16 protein-coding genes are annotated in these 16,706 nt (G+C 29.6%); 6 read left to right on the top strand and 10 right to left on the bottom strand.

The annotated features are described in order from the left end of the window. Positions 1-92 precede the first annotated feature (92 nt). A complete protein-coding gene (gene glpQ, locus ACSIGC_RS10370; RefSeq protein ID WP_442264752.1) occupies positions 93-1,067 on the top strand; it encodes a glycerophosphodiester phosphodiesterase in 975 nt (324 codons plus the stop codon). Here the strand turns inward: glpQ and ACSIGC_RS10365 are convergent. Genes ACSIGC_RS10365 through ACSIGC_RS10355 form a run of 3 tightly spaced genes read right to left on the bottom strand, consistent with a single transcriptional unit; the run spans position 1,062 to position 3,975 of the window. Further along, positions 1,062-1,784 (bottom strand): LytR/AlgR family response regulator transcription factor, encoded by a 723-nt coding sequence (locus tag ACSIGC_RS10365; protein WP_442264751.1) that lies wholly within the window; start codon positions 1,782-1,784, stop codon positions 1,062-1,064. The two genes, glpQ and ACSIGC_RS10365, sit on opposite strands and share 6 nt — an antisense overlap. Beyond that, positions 1,781-2,830 carry a sensor histidine kinase gene (locus ACSIGC_RS10360; protein ID WP_442264750.1) on the bottom strand — a complete coding sequence of 350 codons (1,050 nt, stop codon included), beginning with the start codon at positions 2,828-2,830 and terminating at the stop codon, positions 1,781-1,783. Before ACSIGC_RS10360 ends, ACSIGC_RS10365 begins: the two co-directional genes overlap by 4 nt. A 35-nt stretch (positions 2,831-2,865) precedes the next feature. Further along, a complete protein-coding gene (locus tag ACSIGC_RS10355) occupies positions 2,866-3,975 on the bottom strand; it encodes an alpha/beta hydrolase family protein (protein ID WP_442264749.1) in 1,110 nt (369 codons plus the stop codon). Between the two features lie 296 nt (positions 3,976-4,271). On the opposite strand from ACSIGC_RS10355, the gene ACSIGC_RS10350 reads away from it, so the two are divergent. Then, entirely contained in the window at positions 4,272-4,895 is a 624-nt protein-coding gene (locus ACSIGC_RS10350; protein WP_442264748.1) for an energy transducer TonB, read from the top strand. Between the two features lie 87 nt (positions 4,896-4,982). Here the strand turns inward: ACSIGC_RS10350 and ACSIGC_RS10345 are convergent, their stop codons facing one another. From ACSIGC_RS10345 to aspS, 4 genes are all read right to left on the bottom strand, one after another. Beyond that, positions 4,983-5,684 (bottom strand): DUF6503 family protein, encoded by a 702-nt coding sequence (locus tag ACSIGC_RS10345; protein ID WP_442264747.1) that lies wholly within the window; start codon positions 5,682-5,684, stop codon positions 4,983-4,985. Continuing rightward, positions 5,656-6,441 (bottom strand): tetratricopeptide repeat protein, encoded by a 786-nt coding sequence (locus tag ACSIGC_RS10340; RefSeq protein ID WP_442264746.1) that lies wholly within the window; start codon positions 6,439-6,441, stop codon positions 5,656-5,658. The genes ACSIGC_RS10345 and ACSIGC_RS10340 overlap by 29 nt, the downstream gene beginning before the upstream one ends. 52 nt (positions 6,442-6,493) lie before the next feature. Next, positions 6,494-7,048 (bottom strand): hypothetical protein, encoded by a 555-nt coding sequence (locus ACSIGC_RS10335; protein ID WP_442264745.1) that lies wholly within the window; start codon positions 7,046-7,048, stop codon positions 6,494-6,496. A 124-nt stretch (positions 7,049-7,172) separates the two neighbouring features. Next, positions 7,173-8,936 carry an aspartate--tRNA ligase gene (gene aspS, locus ACSIGC_RS10330; RefSeq protein WP_442264744.1) on the bottom strand — a complete coding sequence of 588 codons (1,764 nt, stop codon included), beginning with the start codon at positions 8,934-8,936 and terminating at the stop codon, positions 7,173-7,175. A gap of 116 nt (positions 8,937-9,052) precedes the next feature. Here aspS and ACSIGC_RS10325 point away from each other — a divergent pair, with 116 nt between their 5' ends. Then, positions 9,053-9,394 (top strand): HopJ type III effector protein, encoded by a 342-nt coding sequence (locus tag ACSIGC_RS10325; protein WP_442264743.1) that lies wholly within the window; start codon positions 9,053-9,055, stop codon positions 9,392-9,394. A gap of 11 nt (positions 9,395-9,405) precedes the next feature. Here ACSIGC_RS10325 and ACSIGC_RS10320 read toward each other — a convergent pair whose 3' ends face one another. After that, positions 9,406-10,818 (bottom strand): T9SS type A sorting domain-containing protein, encoded by a 1,413-nt coding sequence (locus ACSIGC_RS10320; protein WP_442264742.1) that lies wholly within the window; start codon positions 10,816-10,818, stop codon positions 9,406-9,408. Positions 10,819-10,885: 67 nt separating this feature from the next. On the opposite strand from ACSIGC_RS10320, the gene ACSIGC_RS10315 reads away from it, so the two are divergent. Genes ACSIGC_RS10315 through ACSIGC_RS10305 form a run of 3 tightly spaced genes read left to right on the top strand, consistent with a single transcriptional unit; the run spans position 10,886 to position 13,994 of the window. After that, positions 10,886-12,622, top strand: coding sequence for a M28 family peptidase (locus ACSIGC_RS10315; RefSeq protein ID WP_442264741.1), 1,737 nt, complete (start codon positions 10,886-10,888; stop codon positions 12,620-12,622). Between the two features lies 1 nt (position 12,623). After that, entirely contained in the window at positions 12,624-13,265 is a 642-nt protein-coding gene (locus ACSIGC_RS10310; protein ID WP_442264740.1) for an FMN-binding negative transcriptional regulator, read from the top strand. 9 nt (positions 13,266-13,274) lie between these two features. Next, a complete protein-coding gene (locus tag ACSIGC_RS10305) occupies positions 13,275-13,994 on the top strand; it encodes a M50 family metallopeptidase (protein ID WP_442264739.1) in 720 nt (239 codons plus the stop codon). Here ACSIGC_RS10305 and ACSIGC_RS10300 read toward each other — a convergent pair. Together ACSIGC_RS10300 and ACSIGC_RS10295 are read right to left on the bottom strand one after the other, a co-directional pair. Further along, positions 13,981-14,976 (bottom strand): hypothetical protein, encoded by a 996-nt coding sequence (locus tag ACSIGC_RS10300; protein WP_442264738.1) that lies wholly within the window; start codon positions 14,974-14,976, stop codon positions 13,981-13,983. The two genes, ACSIGC_RS10305 and ACSIGC_RS10300, sit on opposite strands and share 14 nt — an antisense overlap. Positions 14,977-15,270: 294 nt before the next feature. Continuing rightward, entirely contained in the window at positions 15,271-16,632 is a 1,362-nt protein-coding gene (locus ACSIGC_RS10295) for an alanine/glycine:cation symporter family protein (RefSeq protein WP_442264737.1), read from the bottom strand. Positions 16,633-16,706: the final 74 nt, after the last annotated feature.

Raw genomic sequence — 16,706 nt, 5'->3', positions numbered from 1 at the left:
AAAGCAATCTTATTGAGCCTTTTCTAATTTTTAGAAAAGGTTTTTTTTATTCAAAATATGAACTACATTTATGCTAAACAAAAATAAAAACTGTGAAATTTCTTAGTTTATCGCTAATATTTTTAGCCTTATTTTCATGTAAAACCAGTGAAAAACAAATTTCAAAAACTATGGAGAAAAAAATTGTTGTAGCTCATCGTGGAGCATCCGGATATTTACCAGAACACACAATGGAAGCAAAAGCGATGGCTTACGCAATGCAACCAGATTATATAGAACAAGACTTAGTGTTAAGTAAAGACGATGTTCCTGTGGTGATTCACGATATTCATTTAGATGAAGTTACTAATGTTGCTGAAGTGTTTCCTGATAGAAAACGTGAAGATGGACGATTTTATGTAATCGATTTTACTTTTGAAGAAATTCAAAAACTGAATGTTTGCGAACGTTTCGATCATAAAACAGGAAAACAATTCTATCCAAATCGTTTTCCTAAAGGAAAAGGAATTTTTAGATTGCATTCATTTCAACAAGAAATTGAGTTAATCCAAGGTTTAAATCAAAGTACAGGTAATCATATTGGAATTTATCCTGAAATAAAAGATCCAGCATTTCATCACGAAAACGGAAAAGATATTGCAAAAATAACTTTAGAAATTCTTTCAGATTATGGTTATAAAACAAAGGCTGATAAATGTGTTTTTCAGTGTTTTGATGCTAAAGAGTTAGAACGTGTTCGTAAAGATTTAAAATCTGATTTATTCTTAATTCAACTGATAGAATTTCCTGAAGAAACAGAAAAACTACAACATTTTGCGGCTTATGCAGACGGAATTGGGCCTTGGTATAAGCAAATAATTGATAAAAAAGTTGACGGAAAATGGCAATTCACTTCTTTAGTTGAAGATGCTCATAAATTAGGTTTAAAAGTTCATGCATATACGTTTAGAGCAGATCAATTGGGGGATTTTTCTTCGTTTGAAGAACATGTAAATACATTGCTTTTTGAAGCTAATATTGATGGTTGTTTTACAGATTTTCCTGATAAAGTAATAGCTTTATTATAATTCTAATTCTTGTTTAAACTTTACAGATTGTCTTCTAGAAACTTCTACTTCGGTAGCATTTATCATAGTAAATTTTAATTTTCCATTAAACCAAGGAGTTACATTTTTAATATGATTTAAATTCACTATCTGTTGTCTGTTTACTCTAAAAAAAGCGTTTGTAGGCAATCTACTTTCTATTTTATTTAACGATTTGTAAATCAAAGGTTTTTTGTCTTTGAAATATACGCGAGTGTAATTTCCAACAATTTCAAAAAGTGTTATGTCTTGTATGGCTACCATCCAACAATCTTCACCATCTTTCAAGAAAACCTGACTTGTTAAAGTGAATTGTTTATTAAGGTTTTTCTCTACGTTTTCTTCTACTTCAATTCGATCTATAGTCTTTTGTAATCGATCTTTATTTATTGGCTTTAATAAATAATCGAAAGCATTGTATTCAAAAGATTTTATGGCGTATTCATCGTAAGCTGTGGTAAAAATTACTTTTGGAATTTCATCTAACATTTCCAACAATTCAAATCCATCTTTTTCTGGCATATTAATGTCTAGAAATAGAATATCAGGAAAAGTTGTGTTTATCATTTCAAAAGCATCATCAACATTTTCTGCTTCACCAATTACTTCGATATGTTGATGCTCTTTTAATAAAAGTTGTAATTCTTTTCTAGCCAATCTAGAATCTTCAACAATAATAGCTTTTAATGTAGTTTTCATAACGGAAGTTTTATGTGAGCAATTACTTTATCTTCTGTCTCATTTAAATTGAAACTTGCATTATTTCCGTATAAGATTTGAAGACGATCACTAATATTTTTCAATCCGATTTTAGTAGACGATTTTCCTTTTTCAATCTGACCAGTATTGGCTACTTTAATACAAAGGTTTTTACTTTCTTCAAAAATATCGAGTGTTACTATTCCTCCTTTTTTCTGTTGAGAAATTCCATGTTTAATTGCATTTTCAATTAACATTTGAATAATCATTGGAGGAATTTCTTGAGTTAATAAATTTTGATCTACATTTTCTTTATAAGTCAATCGATCTTCAAACTGAATATAAGAGAGCTCAATAAAATTATTCACCATTTCTAATTCATCTTTAACTTTAATCGTACTATCGCTACTTTTAGAAAGTGAATATCGAAGCAATTCCGATAAACGAGTAATCATATCTCTAGCTTTTTCTACATCTTCTAACATTAATCCACGAATATTATTTAAGCTGTTAAACATAAAATGAGGATTAATCTGACCTTTTAAAGTATTTAGTTGAGAGTCTTTTAAAGAACTCTGTAATTGTAAATATTCAATACGTCGTTTTTTAGAATTTATAATTGTTTTTATGCTAATATAAAATAAAGCCCAAAAAAGAATGAATAAGAAAATATTGAGAAATGTAGAAATTAACATGTTTGTGCTTATGTCAAAATCTTTTTTATGAGTTAGGTTGTAAGTGTAATACGATAACCCTAATAAAGATAAAGAATAGCTAAAAGATGTAGTAAAATAAACCACAACAACTTTTAAGAATTCTTTTTTTAAGGTATCTAATGATTCTAAAAAACTTTTAATATAGTTTCTAAATATTGTACTCCAGAAAATTCCGAGAAGAAAGAACAGCAAAGTCTCAATGAGAATGTATTTTTTTGTCAATCTATCAGAACTAGTTAGATATTTACCATAACCATTTAAAAAGGATGGAATTCCCCAACCAACAATTTGTAGAATCCAGAAAAGTAATTGTTGTGATCTTTTTTGCATAAGTTTTACTTCTTAAAGTAAAGGTACTATTATAATTAAAAACGTTTTAAAATCCAGTCTTTTATTACTACCATTGCATCTTCAGAAAATGTTTCTTCTATAGTTGCATATTCTTGAACACTACCTGTTGTTGCTTTTTGAAATAAGTGATTAAATCCATCTAACTCAACAAACTCAGCATCTTTATTGTTTGCTTTTTGAAGAGCAGATTTAATACCATTTAAATTTAATTGAGAAATTACTTGCACATCTTTTGAACCGTTTAATGCTAAAAACGGACAAGTGATTTTTGAAAGGTAATTTTTAGGGTCTGTTTTAATAAAATTTAACATCCATTTTGAAGTAACTGTTTTTATTTGTCCATCAATAACAGGTTTTGTTAGTTGCATTAATAACGGATTGTTAGGTTTTTCTTTTTTTTGTGCATTTAAAAACGAATGAATATTTGTAGCTATAGTTAAAGAATCAGATGTTTCTTGAACTATTTTATACATAGTAGAAGCTAGTTTTTCATTAGTATTAATAAACTCAACAGGAACATTTCGAAGTTCCATAGCTTTTCTCGATTGCGTTAACAAAATTTCAGCGCCATCAACTCCTGGTCCAGCAAGAGAAACTACAAAAGCTAAATCTTCACTTTGTGAAGCTGTAATTGCAGCAATTAAAGAACCTTCACTATGACCAATTAATCCTATCTTCTTTGTGTCAATAATATTCTCTTTAGTTTTTAAGAAAGCAATAGCTCCTAAAACATCATCAGCAAAATCGTGACTAGTTGCTCCTTTAAACTCTCCTTCAGATTCAGCAATTCCACGATCATCAAAACGTAATACAGCAATTCCGTTGTTAGTTAAGTAATCCGATAGTACTAAAAAAGGACGATGATTAAATTGTTTTATTTCACTGTTTCTATTTTGTGGTCCAGATCCAGAAATTAAAATCGCTACTGGTGGATTTCTTTTGTCTTTTGGTAAAGTTAAAGTTCCAGCCAATTTAAAATCTGCTTTTCCACTTTTAAAAGTTACATTCTCTATTTGATAAGAAAATGGAGCCACAGGGTCTTGAGGTCTTTTTTTAGATTGTCCAAAAATGGAAAGGAAACTAGAAATAAAGAATAAAAAAAGTAATAAAAGTAAACGTATCATAATTAGTAAATTTTTTTCAGCTAAACTAAAGATCTTTTACGCTTTTTAAGTCCAAAATATGATAAGTGGTAAAATAGAAATACAAACGGTAAATGTAATAGTATAAAAATGTAAACCGCTATAAACAAGGGTTTGAGTGAAATTTTCAACGTGATTTATTCCTTTTTAACCCTCAAATTTCCCTCTAACCTATCTTTTTTTTAATAAGAAGAGTTATTGGAAGTTATTTGTGGTGTTGTTAGTAATTAACGACTAGCAGCATTAAAAATTTTAACTACTATTAAACACCTTTTATTATGATTTTAAAAAGAATATTGATTTTAAGTTTTAGTATTTTATCAAGTATTATAGCAACTTCTCAGAATGAAGTATGTACTAGCCCTGATTCTGGAGATGATCTTTTAATGGAACTTAACAGCATTAGTAAATGTCATGTCGAAGTAAAGAAAGAAGAAACTGCACCAAAAAGAAATAGATATTTAAGAATTAGAAATAACAGATATTACGCTAATTTAAGGAAGAGTATACGAGATTTAAAAACTAAAAAAGAGCCTGTTAAAGAAGTAAAAGCAAAAGAGATTTATCTTGGAGAAGCAACTTTAGAACCTGTTTTGTTGTTAGCGAATCAAAACAGAGGAGACTTTACAGAGACTTTAGAGAGTTATGTTAGTGATAATTTAGTATATCCAGAATCATTAAAAGTTAAAAATGTTGAAGGAATTGTTTGGAGCAGTTTTGTTATTGATACTAAAGGGAAAGTGAAAAACATTGTGACCTTAGGACCTATTGGAGGTAAATTATTAGAACAAGAAGCTGAGCGATTATTAAAAGCTTTACCTAAGTTTTCTCCAGGGGAATTAGACGGAGAAAAAGTTAATGTTAAACATTTAATGGCGATTAAATTTGAATTAAATATATAGTTCGTTTTTAGATTTATGTATCATAATAATGGAAGGAACTATAAAAAGAGATTCTAAATGCATAGAAAACATTTAGAATCTCTTCATTTACTTTGTTAAAGTATCTGTTCCTAAATAGCCATTGCCTTTATTGTAATACCAAGCTCTTACTTTAGGCATTTTTATGCCATTGATAGTTTCTTCTTCAGAAAGTAAAATATATTCGCCACTATCTTTAGTCGCTTTAAAGAATTGATAAACTTCCATAGCATAGGTTTTCGGATTAAAATAAAAACACCAAGTATCTTTTCCTACGTTAGCATCGTAAGTGACTTTTAAAACCAAATACTCTTTTCCTTTAAAAGTTTTCTTTTCTACTTTATCATCGATAATAGTTCCATTATCTTTTAATTTCATTGGTAAACCATATAAATATGTATAATAATTCTTATACAGATTAGCCCTATCACAACTTAGTTTGTGTTCTTTTATAATTTCTTCAGAAGGATTTTCATTACCATTGAAAGCAATTTTACAACTTTCTTTTTCTAGAGTGTATTTTGTTGTGTTTTCACCACGTTTTGCTTCTACAGAAAAAAACTGATTCGGTAGATTAATTTCTATTTTACTATCTCTTTTCGGATTATTAGGGGTTGTCATGGTAACATGCAACGTTCCTTTAAAAGTTTCCCAATTTCCGTTTGGATCGTGATATTTGATAGTCTTTTCTAATAATTCTTTTCCTGAAATATTTTGAGCCATTCCTTGAAACAAGAATAAATTAATTAGTATGAATAGTATTTTTTTCATAGAGTTGTATTTCATTTATTAATTGTTGATAGTCTTCTAAATATAACTCTTTCATACTTTCAACATAAGGACGCTGATTTACATAACCATCATTGAAATCTTTTAGCCCTGAAATTGCCATTTTCTTAGCTTCTTCTATTTTTCCTTCTTTCTTTAAGATAAGAGCTAAATAGTATTTTCCATCAGCATAAACACCGTATGAGTTTTTCAATAACAGTTCGAAATTTTCTTTAGCTTTTTCAAAATCATTCATTTCATAATAAACGATTCCTTTGTATAAATAAGTTGTAACTTCTATAGAGCTTGTTCCGAATTTCTCAATTTCTTCTTTTATGTATTTATCAAAGTATTTTAAAGAGTTCTTATAATCCTCTAATCCTAAGTAGGCAATTCCTCTCCAATAATGAACACTATGGCCTTGAGGCGCATCAGTAAAGCTTGGATTTAATGCATTACTAGCGTTAAAATCTGCAATAGCTTTTTTATAATCTCTGTAAAACCATAAATAACAATAACCTCTGTATCCTTGCCAAACTTCAGGGTTTAAGGCTACAGCTTTATCCATGTGTTTTTTCCATAAGTGTGGGATTCCTCTTTTTAAATATGCTACAGACATTTCTCTAACAGCTTCGGCATATGTTGGGTCAATTTCAATAGCTTTTTGAATTCTAGTCATGCTTTTAGGAGAACCTTGATATAAGTGCGCTCCTTCTTTAAAAACTTTTTCAGCTAAAACTCTTTGTTCTGTTTTTCCCATTTCATTAACCTTTTCCTTACAAGAAGTGAAAAGACTAAAGCCAATAAGTAAACTAAGGTAATATTTCGACAATTTCTCCATTTTCAATGCGATAAGATATGTACATGTAATAATTTCTTGGCTGATTTTTATAAGAAAAAATGGCCCAATTTTTAGAGTCTGAAGTTAGTTTTAGCAACTGTTTTACCATACTTTTATTCAATGGAGATTCCTCTAAATCTAGATTCATTTCAATGATTTCAAACCAACCCGCATTTCCTTCGCAGTTTATCAAAAATCGAAAGTTTAAATATCCAGAATCGGTGTAAGAGTCATTTTTATAATTTGAAAGGATAAAGTTTTTAAACTGTTTTTTACCTCCTTCAAAAGCATCATCAGGAGCACCGTGATGTGTTTTATAAATACTTCGATCTCCACAAAGTGTGTATGTATCGTTTAATAAAGCTTTTTCTTGATTTATATATCCCACATAATGTGGAAACTGTTCTTCGTCAGTTTCAAATCTCCCAAAAGAAAAGTAATACATAAAAGTTATTCCTATTATGGCTATAATTACAATTATTACTGAGAAGTATAGTAGTGTTTTTAATAAGTTTCTTTTTTTCATTGACTAAATGTAATGAAAATAGAATGACTCAAATAATAATGTTGTTGATTATGGACAAACAACTTATAAATAGGTACAAGTGAAAAAAAAAATAAAAAATCCCGCACTAGGCGGGATTTTAATTTTATGCTTCTTCTTGTTGAATATCTAATTTAATACTCAATTCTTGTAATTGTTCATTATCAATTGTTGCAGGTGCATCAATCATAACGTCTCTACCAGAATTGTTTTTAGGGAACGCAATAAAATCACGAATTGTTTCTTGTCCGCCTAAAATAGCAACCAAACGATCTAAACCGAAAGCTAAACCTCCATGTGGTGGCGCTCCATATTCAAAAGCATCCATTAAGAAACCGAACTGAGCTTTCGCTTCTTCTTCAGTAAATCCTAAATGCTTAAACATAATCGCTTGTGTTTCTTTATCGTGAATACGGATAGATCCACCTCCAATTTCGTTTCCGTTTAAAACTAAATCATAAGCGTTTGCTTTTACAGCTCCTGGTTCAGTGTCTAATAATTCGATCTGACCTGGTTTTGGAGAAGTAAATGGGTGGTGCATTGCATGATAATGTCCAGTTTCTTCATCTAACTCTAATAATGGGAAATCAACAACCCATAACGGCGCAAATTCATCTGGTTTGCGTAAACCTAAACGCTCAGCTAATTCCATGCGTAATGCACTTAATTGTGCACGTACTTTATTTGTGTTTCCAGATAAAACACAAATTAAATCTCCTGGTTTTGCTCCAGTAACTTCTGCCCATTTTGCTAAATCTTCTTGATCGTAGAACTTATCTACAGAAGATTTAAAACTTCCGTCTTCGTTACATTTCACATATACCATTCCTAAAGCTCCAACTTGCGGACGCTTTACCCAGTCGATTAATTTATCAATTTCTTTGCGAGTGTAAGAAGCAGCACCAGGAACAGCAATTCCTACTACTAATTCTGCACTATTAAATACTTTAAAATCTTTATGTTGTGCAACTTCGTTTAATTCACCGAATTGCATTCCGAAACGAATATCTGGTTTATCATTTCCGTATAAACGCATAGCGTCATCAAAAGACATTCTTGGGAATTTATCAACTTCAACTCCGTTAATTTCTTTTAATAAATGACGTGTCATTCCTTCGAAAATCTCTAAAATATCTTCTTGCTCTACAAACGACATTTCGCAGTCTATTTGTGTAAACTCAGGTTGACGATCGGCACGTAAATCTTCGTCTCTAAAACACTTTACAATTTGGAAATATTTATCAATTCCACCAACCATTAACAATTGCTTGAATGTTTGTGGCGATTGTGGTAAAGCGTAAAACTGACCAGCATTCATACGAGAAGGTACTAAGAAATCACGCGCTCCTTCTGGTGTAGATTTAATTAAATATGGAGTTTCTACATCAATAAATCCTTTATCAGATAAATATTTACGTACTTCCATCGATACTTTATGACGGAATAATAAACTGTTTTTAACAGGATTACGACGAATATCTAAATAACGATATTTCATACGAATATCTTCTCCACCATCAGTTTCATCTTCAATTGTAAATGGAGGTAATTTAGCATCGTTTAAAATCGTTAAATCAGAAACTAAAACTTCGATGTCTCCAGTTTCTAAATTAGGATTTTTAGAAGCTCTTTCGATTACTGTTCCTTTTACTTGAATAACGAACTCTCTACCTAAGGTTTTTGCTTTTTCAATAAGATCTTTTGAAGTTCTTTCTTCATCAAAAATCAACTGTGTGATTCCATAACGATCTCGTAAATCAACCCAGATCATAAAACCTTTATCTCTTGATTTTTGAACCCATCCAGCAAGGGTAACTTCAGTATTAATATGCGATGCTCTTAATTCACCGCAAGAATGCGATCTATACATTTTTGATAATTTTAGATGCGCAAATTTAACTATAATTGTTAGTTTGTAAAAAATTACTATAGTTTAGTTTTTAAGTTGAATTATCTATTTTTTTGTATTTCTAAAACTTCGGAGAAATGACACTAAAAGAATTCAAACATAAATTACAAAACGAACCTACAATAATAGATTTTTCAGAAACAATAGCTGTAATAGAAGACAACTATAATTTTACTCCTTCTGCATTTAAAAACGGAGTGTTAGAAAATGAAGTTTCTCAAAATCAAGGCTCATGCAAAGTATTCTCATTTGCAATTCAACAAGAACTTACACAAGAGGAAACTTTAGCTTGTTTCGGACAATATTATGCTGAAGTTCTTAATGAACCTAACGGAACTGGTCATCAAAACATCAGAAATTTTATGAATACTGGTTTTGAAGGATTGAGTTTTGAGAATGAAACGTTGACTTTAAAATAAAACAATAAGACTTAATTCACGATTAATTTTTTGACAGAAAAATTTTTATTAAAATCTAGAATTTTAATAGAATAAACACCTTTTCCTAAAGAAGGTGTTTTTAAAATATTATTATCATTTTTTTCTTTGAATACTAATTTTCCATTTATATCGTAAATTCTTTTTTCAATTATTTTTACGTTAGAATTTAAAGTTATCCTTGTTTTATTATTTGTCAAAGGATTAGGAGATATCGTTAATTGTGCTTTTTTATCTTTAGGATTATTTAGAACAGATTTAAGATTATAGATATATAGACCGCTATTCATTTCATAATTATTATCTAAATCATCATCAGGCGCAGAAATAAATACTTCATCATTGTGAATTTCAACATCCCAAAAACCATAAGAAAGACCAGTAGTTTCAGTAGAAAATATTTTTTTTTGTTTCCATAAACCATTTGTTTTTTCATAAAGAAGTACTTTACTACCACCTATTAACACATAATTGTTTTTGATAAAAATAGAAGAACCAAAATAATCATTCTGATCTGAAGAGTTTTTTTCAATTTTAGTTTCTAGTTCATAAAAGCCTGTTGCAATATTTTTTTTATAAATATATGCTCCTCTTTCAATAGAAGATACAGCTAAATATTCATTGGTTGCATCTAAATCAAAACCAAAGCCAGATCCAATTGTCCTTCCGCTATCAGGTATTAGTTTTTGAATTTCTGTCCATAAACCATTTACTTTCTTGAAAACATAAACAATTCCATTAAAATCATTAGAATTAGGATATCTTCTATCAGATATGAAAAGGTTATCATTGTTATGTGCTACGTTATAGCCATTAAAAGCATTAAAAGAAGTATTAATGACTTGAATTTCTTCCCATTGTTTATCTTTGTATTCGTAAACGTAAGCAGTGCTTTTCCCGTTTTGAGAGTCTTCAAAGGTAGTAACTACAAAGTTATTTTCATCTAATAATGAAAGCCTATAGCCAAAGTCATAATTATTAGGAGTTTGAATAGTTATCTTTTCATCTAAAATCCATTTAGAATTTAAAAATCTATACACATATACAGCACCTTTTTTATTGTTTTTGGTACTACTAACAATAATAGTATTTTTAAATATCTGTACTTCAAAACCAAAAGAATCAGATTCTTTACCATCAAAAGGAAAGATTTCTTGTTCTAAATTCCAATCTCCTTTGTCTTTTTTATATACATAAACGGCACCAGTTTTACCAAAATTGGTTTCTGCTCTAAGTGCAGAAATAACCATTTTATCTTCATAAACTGAAAATTTAGAAGAAAAACCATCTTCACCAATATTTTCTGTTTGAGGTGATTTTATAATTACTTGAGAAAATAGATGATTTACCGATAAAAAACACATCACTATAATTATGATCTGTCTACTTTTCAAAAAGAAATTCATAAGCTTTATTTTTATTACAAAGATAGGAAAAATAAAAGTGTATTTTTAGCTCATTAAAAATTGTAGTATGTATAAAAATACACTTCTTACTTTATTGTTTGTTATTTCTATTGTTTCATGTAAGAAAACAACTGATGATCAAAAAAATAATACTTTAAAACCAACTAATTATTCAGAGATTTTAAATCAAAAATTTACAGGAGATTTAGCTTATAATACTACAGCTTTTGTAGAAAAATATTGGAGAGTTGTAGGAAATACTGGTTTTAATAAATCGATATACAAAGTAGCAGAAGAATTAGAAAAATCTGGATTTGTAAAAGAAGAAAATGCTAAAGAAGGAGATTTACTAACCTATCGTATAGAAAAAAGACCATTACAAAGGCCAACCTGGGAGTCTGTAGATGCTTCATTAAGAATTGCTGGTAAAGAGAGCTTTTTATTACAGCACGATACGAATAGAAACATGATTGCTTTAAATTCTTACAGTACACCAAAAGAAGGAATTACTGCAGAAGTAATTTATGTTAAAGACACTAAAAGTTTAGAGAAAATAGATGTAAAAGGAAAGATTGTTTTTGCTGAGGTTCATCCGTACAGAATATTTAAAAAAGCTATAGTGGAAGGTGGAGCAGTTGGTTTAGTAACTTACAACAATCCGAGTTATTTACAGCCTGAGAAAAATACAACTTCTATTCAATTTAGAACAATTCCTTTAAATGAAGAGGTTAAATCTTGGGGAATAGCTTTGTCGTATAAAGCAAAAGAAGCTTTAAAAAAAGAGTTAAGTAAAGGAAAAGTAAAACTTACAGCAGTTGTAAATACAAAGGTTTATGAATCTGAAGAATTAACTATTGTAGCAGATATTAAAGGAACTACTTATCCAAAAGAAAGATTAGTTTTCAGTGCACATGTTCAAGAACCTGGAGCAAACGATAATGCAACAGGAGTTGGTGTTGCTTTAGAAATGGCAACTTTAACAGCGAAATTTATAAAAAATAATAGGTTTACAAATAAAAGAACATTAACCTTTCTTTGGGGAGATGAAATTGTTTCTACAAGAAGATATGTAGAAGAAGATAGTATTAGAGCTAAAGATATTAAATGGGGAATCTCGTTAGATATGGTTGGAGAAGATACAAAGAAAACTGGTGGTACTTTTTTAATTGAAAAAATGCCTGATCCAAGTGCGATTTGGACTAGAGGAAAAGACAAACATACAGAATGGGGAGCTGCAGAAATGAAGTTGTCTCAAATGAAACCTCATTACTTAAATGACTTTTTAATTAATAAATTTAAAGCTCAAGGAAAAATTGCGAATTGGGAAGTAAATACAAATCCATTTGAAGGCGGAAGTGATCATGTTCCATTTTTAAAAGGTAATATTCCAAGTGTGTTATTTTGGCATTTTACAGATCAGTTTTATCATACAGATAATGATCGTTTGGATAAAGTATCGCAGGAAACTTTAAAAAATGTAGGTGTTGGTTCTTTAGTAGCAGCTTATACGTTATTAAATTCAGATAAAACCACAGCGACAACAATTTTGAAAGAAATAGAAGTAGCTGCTTTAGCAAGATTACAAGAGGAAAAAGAACAAAGTAAAATTGCGCTTTCAAAAGGTGATTCTTTAACTACTCAAGTAAGAATTATTAACGCTTGGAATGATTGGTACGTGAAATCTGCTGAAAAGACACTAGATATGGTTAAGGATTCTTTAACTTTAAAGAAAGAAATCAGCAAAACACAAGAGAAAATTAATACAACTTCAAAACAAATAGTTGAAGAGTTAAGTAAAAAATAGGATGTACAATATACCAAGTTATAAAGCCAAAAACGAACAAGAAATTTTAGATTTCATTAATGAATATCCATTTGTTCAAATTACAGGTGTAAACGAAGAAGGGAAACCTGTGGCTACTCAAATTCCTGTGATTGTTGAGAAACGTAATGACGAATTGTATATCATAGGACACATGATGAAAGAAACAGATCATTGTAAAGCGTTTCAGAAAAACTCTAATGTATTATCGGTTTTTACTGGACCTAATGGATACATTAGCGCTTCTTGGTGTGTGAATTCGAATAAAGGTTCAACTTGGAATTATATGAGTGTTCATGCTGAAGGAAAAATGTCTTTTTTTGAAGGGGAAAAGTTGGTTTCATTAATGAAGTCATTTACATTACTTCACGAAAAAGGAAATGAGAATTCACCAACTGTGTACAATAATTTACCAGAGAGTTATATCAATAAATGGATGCCGCACATTACTGGCTTTGAAATTAAAATTGATCGTTTGGACACGGTGTTTAAATTGAGTCAGGGTTTAGATAAAGAGAGTTATTTAAATGTGATTGTTGAACTTGAAAAACGCGGAGGGACAAATTCTTTTTTAGCTTCTGAAATGAAAAAGAGAGTTTCAGAATTATTTTCCGAACAATTATAAAAACAAAAAGTGATTTCAAGAAAATTAGATTATACCATTTTAATTATAGCTGTAGTAATATTTTTATTACTACAGCTTCCTTATTTTGTTCAAATACAATATCCTTTTAGGCTTTTAGGAACATGGTTTCATGAAATGGGACATGGATTAACAGCTCTTTTAACTGGCGGAAAATTTCATTATTTAGAGATTTATCAAAATGGCGGAGGTGTAGCTTACTCTTCCGTAACAAATCGATTTTTACCCATTTATCTTTGTAGTGCACTTACTGCAGCAGGCGGATTGTTAGGTCCGGCTATTTCTGGAAGTATTCTAATTATGTCTGCAAGATCACAAAAGCACGCTGCAATTATGTTACGAATTCTGACAGGAGTCATGATTCTATCTTTAATAATTTGGATTCGTTCTTATTGGGGAATTGTTGTTTTAGGTGCTATTGCTGTAGCGTTAATTGTTATTATGTTTTTAAAAAACAAAAAGATTGAAACAATAACTGTTTTGTTTTTAGGGTTGCAATGTGTATTAAGCACTTATCTTCAATTCAATTATTTATTTACAAAGCAATTTGAACGTCACGGACAAACCATGGCTTCCGATACACAAAATATTGCAGCCAACACATTTGGAACATACTGGATGTGGGGAGCGCTTATTTTTATACTCAGTGGAATCATGCTTTACAAGAGCGTGAAATTTTATTTGAAAAAATATAGAGTTACAATAAAATGATCTTTTTCATGCTTATTTGACTATAAAGCTGATCTATTTTTTCATACATTGATGTAAAAAAGATTCTCCTATTAACTTCCGCATCTCCAGATATTTTTTTAGATGATTGAATCTTTGCATTAAAAAATTCACTTACTTCTTCACAAGTATACACATCGTCTATTCTTAAATAAGAAATTGGAATATAAGGAACTAGTAAACTTTTAAAGTTTTTTGACTTAAATAAAATGGAATTATCTAAACTAATTAATTTACTATAATACATTTTATATTCAACTCTTAAATCATCATTCCACGATTCCTCAGAAGCTTGTTTCTCTATGTTAATTATCAATTCTTTTAATTCACGGCATAATTGAATGGCTTCTTTTTGATCAATTAAATTAATTTTATAACAATAATAAATTTGATTTAATGCACTATCAATTGTTGCATCGTTCCATATCTCAGAGCATTTTATTTTTCTAAACGCATTTTTAAAACATATTGACTCATATATTAAATTAGGCGAAAAACTAAATTCACTTAAAGAGAGTTCTTTTCTTTCATTTTTAAGAATAGGTAAAGTGAGTGTAGAGTATATTCGAAACTTCTTAAGTAAACTGTTTTTAGGTAAGTAATACAGAGGAATATCTTTAGCAGCATATAAAATTTCTGGGTTTTTAAACTTTGAAAATGATTGAATTGCTTTATTTGCTGCTATATAAAAAGATTCTAACCCTTTATTAGATTGAAGATTACTATTTTTTTGAACTAAAATTGATTTCTCATCAGCTATATTGTAAATACTATTTAATGATATTTTGTAATGCTGAGCTAAAATTAAAGCTTCTTTAAATGAGAGCTCAGTTTTATTGTTAACTCTTCTGTAAGCAGCATCATAATTAATGTCCAAAACACTTGCTATTTCATCTATTAATGAAATATTCTCAGGGATTTTTTGTTTGATAAGAGAAAAAAAACTCGCAACTTCTTTTTTCATTGATTCTGTTTTGTAAAAAATGCAAAATAAAAATTAAAGAAATGTACTTTTTAATATTTGAGATATTAAAAAAAACAGTCTCTTTGCCTTGTAGTTACGCTTTTTCTGAAGGGTTAAGCGAAACGAATTTTTAAAGGCTTCTTTAAGGTTTGTGCCAAAAAGAATCAAGGGGGAATTGAGGTGCCCTTAAGAAGCTATACAGAGGTCTTCTTTCTAAAAGAAGACTTCTTTTTTATAAAAAAAATATACTTATATAGTATGCTTGTTGAATCTAAATATATTGAAAAATAAATCTTATTCAAAGGATTTTGTTTTCAATTTATGAAAATATTCTTTTGCAGCTTCTTTTACTTTTGGGGCTAAAATAAGTGTAGATATTACAGTAGGTATTGCCATTAAAGCATATCCGCTATCTATTAAGTTAATGACAAAATCTAATTTAACGTTTGCAGCAATTACTATGGCTGCTATGTAAATGTAATTATAATATTTTCCAATTTTTGTATTAGTTAAAAAACACAAACAAGAATATCCATAGAAAGAATATGTAAATAAGGTTGAAAAAGCAAAAATTAAAACACAAATAGTTAATATAACACTACCAATTCCGTAAGGTAAAACAGAATCAAAAGCAGTTAATGTTAATGATATTCCGTTACCTTGAAAATCCTTCCAAATACCTGAAGCTAATATAGCTAAAGCAGTAAGTGTACAAACTAATAATGTATCAATAGCTGGACCTAACATGGCAACTAGCCCCTCGCGAATTGGTTCGTTTGTTTTTGCTGTTCCATGCATCATTGGTGCAGTTCCTAAGCCAGCTTCGTTAGAAAAAGCAGCTCTTTTAACTCCAGTAATAATTAAAGAACCTATTGCGCCTCCCATTACTGCATTTCCAGAAAAAGCATCAGAGAAAATTAAAGAAAACATGTTAGGAATATTTTCAATCTTTAAAATTAAAATAGAAAGTACAGTGATTAAATAAATAGCTACCATTACAGGAACCAACTTACCAGCAATTTTTCCAATTCTTTTAATTCCTCCAAAAATTACTAAAGCTGTAATAACTCCAATAGTAATACCAAGTAGTAACTTAGATGTTTGAATATTACTATCATTTACTTCAAAAACATCAATTAAAGTTTGTGTTAACTGGTTGGCTTGAAATGCTGGTAGTGTTCCAATTAATCCAGCTGAAGCAAAAAATAGTGCTAAAGGCTTCCATTTTTTTCCTAAGCCTTCTGTAATAACATACATTGGTCCGCCTTTTACATTTCCATTTTCGTCTTTTCCTCGGTACATTATCGATAAACTACAAGTAAAAAATTTTGTTGCCATACCAACAAAAGCACTAACCCACATCCAAAAAATAGCACCCGGACCACCAGTAGCTATGGCAATAGCAACTCCACTAATATTTCCCATACCTACAGTAGCGGCAATAGCAGAAGATAATGCTTCATAATGAGAAAGATCTCCAGGAGAATTATCTTTATCATATTTCCCTCGTAATATATTTACAGCATGACCTAAATAGCGAAACGGGACTAAACCAGAGTAAATAAATAAAGCTAAACCACCACCGATAAGTAGTATTAATAAAGGAATACCCCATACCCAAGAAGAAAATTCAGCAACTAGATCTTGCATATTCATAAAAGTTGTTTTTAACGAAAGTAATAATTATTAGAGATTTTTTTGTATATTACGATATGTAAATAATTGTAAGT

The sequence above is a fragment of the Tenacibaculum aquaeponti genome (assembly GCF_052084715.1).
GTDB lineage: Bacteria > Bacteroidota > Bacteroidia > Flavobacteriales > Flavobacteriaceae > Polaribacter.
The sequence above is the reverse complement of the archived record's forward strand: the minus strand, read 5'-3'. Positions and strand labels throughout refer to the sequence as shown.

Bases quoted from the DNA above. Each gene is read 5' to 3' on its own strand.
- ACSIGC_RS10365 (WP_442264751.1), bottom strand. From the start codon at position 1,784: ATGAAAACTACATTAAAAGCTATTATTGTTGAAGATTCTAGATTGGCT.
- ACSIGC_RS10360 (WP_442264750.1), bottom strand. From the start codon at position 2,830: ATGCAAAAAAGATCACAACAATTACTTTTCTGGATTCTACAAATTGTT.
- ACSIGC_RS10355 (WP_442264749.1), bottom strand. From the start codon at position 3,975: ATGATACGTTTACTTTTATTACTTTTTTTATTCTTTATTTCTAGTTTC.
- ACSIGC_RS10350 (WP_442264748.1), top strand. From the start codon at position 4,272: ATGATTTTAAAAAGAATATTGATTTTAAGTTTTAGTATTTTATCAAGT.
- ACSIGC_RS10345 (WP_442264747.1), bottom strand. From the start codon at position 5,684: ATGAAAAAAATACTATTCATACTAATTAATTTATTCTTGTTTCAAGGA.
- ACSIGC_RS10340 (WP_442264746.1), bottom strand. From the start codon at position 6,441: ATGGGAAAAACAGAACAAAGAGTTTTAGCTGAAAAAGTTTTTAAAGAA.
- ACSIGC_RS10335 (WP_442264745.1), bottom strand. From the start codon at position 7,048: ATGAAAAAAAGAAACTTATTAAAAACACTACTATACTTCTCAGTAATA.
- aspS (WP_442264744.1), bottom strand. From the start codon at position 8,936: ATGTATAGATCGCATTCTTGCGGTGAATTAAGAGCATCGCATATTAAT.
- ACSIGC_RS10325 (WP_442264743.1), top strand. From the start codon at position 9,053: ATGACACTAAAAGAATTCAAACATAAATTACAAAACGAACCTACAATA.
- ACSIGC_RS10320 (WP_442264742.1), bottom strand. From the start codon at position 10,818: ATGAATTTCTTTTTGAAAAGTAGACAGATCATAATTATAGTGATGTGT.
- ACSIGC_RS10315 (WP_442264741.1), top strand. From the start codon at position 10,886: ATGTATAAAAATACACTTCTTACTTTATTGTTTGTTATTTCTATTGTT.
- ACSIGC_RS10310 (WP_442264740.1), top strand. From the start codon at position 12,624: ATGTACAATATACCAAGTTATAAAGCCAAAAACGAACAAGAAATTTTA.
- ACSIGC_RS10300 (WP_442264738.1), bottom strand. From the start codon at position 14,976: ATGAAAAAAGAAGTTGCGAGTTTTTTTTCTCTTATCAAACAAAAAATC.
- ACSIGC_RS10295 (WP_442264737.1), bottom strand. From the start codon at position 16,632: ATGAATATGCAAGATCTAGTTGCTGAATTTTCTTCTTGGGTATGGGGT.